Here is a 2694-nt window from a genome sequence, read left to right on the forward strand (position 1 = left end):
CGACACGATGTGATGCATGGTCAGCAACAGGATGTGTTCCTGCTCGGCCAGGCGGATCAGGCTGAAGCGGACCAGCGGGCCGGCGGCGAGATCGAAGGGGTGGTTCGCCTCGTCCTGCATGCGCAACTGTGCGCGTGCTTCGCGCTCTTCGTGTGGCAGCTCGCTGAGATCGATGATCGCCATCGCCAACGGCGAATGCGGCGCAATCACCTGCACCGGTTCGCCGTCATGCAGCGCAAAGCTTGTACGCAATGCTTCGTGGCGGCGCACGACCTCATTGAGGGCGCATGACAGTGCCTCGACGTGCAGATCGCCCGTCAGGCGAATCGCCGCCGGAATGTTGTAGATCGTGCGCTGCGCTTCGAATTGATCGAGGAACCACAGGCGCTGCTGCGCGAACGACAGTGGCAACGGCCGATCCCGTTCGACGCATGCAATGGGCTTAATGACAGCCGCACCCCCGCCTTGGCCGGCGCGCGCTGCCAGCTCGGCCAGCGTGGGCGCCTCGAAGATGGCGCGCAACGGCAAATCCGTTTCGAACGCAGCGCAAATGCGCAACAGCAACTGCGTCGCCAGCAGCGAATGGCCACCGAGTTCGAAGAAGTTGTCGTGAGCGCCAATTTGCTCGCGTTTCAATACTTCCCCCCAGAGGCCGGCCATCTTCTGTTCGTCATCGTTGCGCGGCGCCACGTAAACGGCTTCGCTGCGCGTGGTATCCGGCACCGGCAGCGCCTTGCGGTCGACCTTGCCGTTCGGCGTGAGCGGCATGCGGTCGAGCGTGAGGAAATGCGTCGGCACCATGTAGTCAGGCAGTTCGCGCGATAGCAGCGCACGCAGCTCCGGCACATCGGGCACGCTCTGCCCTTCATGCGGCACCAGGTAGGCGACCAGTTGCTTGTCGCCGCCATCGTCCTGCCGCACCAACACGGTGGTCTCGCGAATCGCCGGCAAGGCTTGCAGCTTGGCTTCGATCTCGCCCAGCTCGATGCGAAAGCCGCGGATCTTCACCTGGAAATCGCGGCGTCCCAGGAACTCGATGGTGCCGTCGGGCAGGTAGCGCCCCAGGTCACCTGTCTTGTAGAGGCGGGCCTGCGCATGGCCGGGCGGCGCGAACGGATCGGCAATGAACCGCTCGCGCGTCAGCTCGGACTGATGGAGATATCCAAGCGCCACGCCGGCGCCGCCGATATAAAGCTCGCCCGCAACGCCGATCGGCACTGGTTGCAGGTTGCGGTCCAGCAGGTAGATGCAGGTTCTGCCGATGGGACGTCCAATCGGAATGCTGCGGCCCGGCACGACCTGCGTGATGTCATGGGTGGCCGCGAACGTCGCCGTTTCGGTGGGGCCGTAGCCGTTGATCAGGCGTTGTGGCGGATGGTTCTGCAATACGTGGCCGATGATGTGCGGATCGAGCACGTCGCCGCCGACCAGCAATGCGCGCAACTGGCGCATGGTGTCGCCCATTGCGGGCGCAAGCTGGTTGAACAGGCCCACGGTCATCCACATGCACGTAATACGTTGCGCGCGGATCAGCGCAGCCAGCCGGCCTGGTTGCATCAGCTCATCCTGGCTGACGATCACGATGGCCGCGCCGTTCTGCAATGGCCCCCAGATTTCCAGCGTACTGGCATCGAATGCGGGATTGGCTGCGCAGGCGAAGCGGTCGTCGGTTTGCAGGTCGAGATAGCCGTTGTCGATGGCAAGACGCTCAATCGCGCGATGCGGAACCTGTACGCCCTTGGCGCGCCCGGTCGAGCCGGAGGTGTACATGATGTACGCGCAGGCTTCGCCATCGATCGCGACTGCCGGATGGTGTGCCGGCTGGCGCGCCAGTGCTGCGCGCGTTTCGGGGCGATCGAGCGTCACGTTGTCGTAGCCATCCGGCACGGCGATGCCAGTGCGCGTGATGATGCAACGTGCGCCGCAATCCTCAAGCATGTGCGCTTGCCGTTCGACGGGCAGCACCGCATCCAACGGCACGTAGGCAGCGCCGGCCTTCACCACGGCCAGTTCCGCCACCACCAGGTCGGCGCTGCGCGGCAAGGCCACCGCCACAATGTCACCTTCTTGTACGTCGCGTGCGCGCAGCAGATGTGCAAGCTGATTGGCGCTGCGGTTGAGCTGTTCGTAGCTCAAGGCCTGCTCACCGTCGATCACGGCTACCGCTTCAGGCGTCTGTACCGCCCATCGCTCGAAGCGCCGATGAATGCACGTCGACGCCGGCTGCCGGGTGGGATAAACGGACGCAGCATCGTTGAACGCGTACAGCAGCTGATAACGCTCCGCATCGCCCAGCATCGCCAGCTCGCCGACCGCGCGTTGCGCCTGCGCCACGATGGCCTGCAGCAGGCGCGTGAAGTGATCGGCCATGCGCTCGATGGTGCGCCGCTCGAACAGATCGGTGCTGTATTCGACATAGCCCTGCAAACCCTCCGGATGTTCGGTGAGGCACAGCGTCAGATCGAACTTGGCGGTAGCGATCCCTTGCTCCAGCACCTGCATCGACACGCCCGGCAAGGCCAATGTATCCATCGGCGTGTTCTGCAGCACCAACATCACCTGGAACAGCGGCGTGTAGCTGGTGTGGCGTTCCGGTTGCAGCGCTTCGACCAGTTGCTCGAATGGCACGTCCTGGTGCGCATAGGCCGCTAGCGTGTGCTGGTGCACCTGTTGCAACAGCGTGTGGAAATCCTG

The 2694-nt window shown here is 64.1% G+C and carries 1 protein-coding gene; it reads right to left on the minus strand.

What is annotated here, in order from left to right; all coding sequences use genetic code 11:
• Window positions 1-2694: amino acid adenylation domain-containing protein (locus VJR68_RS08705; RefSeq protein ID WP_324147282.1), on the minus strand; the 2694-nt coding region annotated here is incomplete at both ends.

This window comes from Dyella sp. (genome assembly GCF_035277725.1).
GTDB lineage: Bacteria > Pseudomonadota > Gammaproteobacteria > Xanthomonadales > Rhodanobacteraceae > Dyella_B.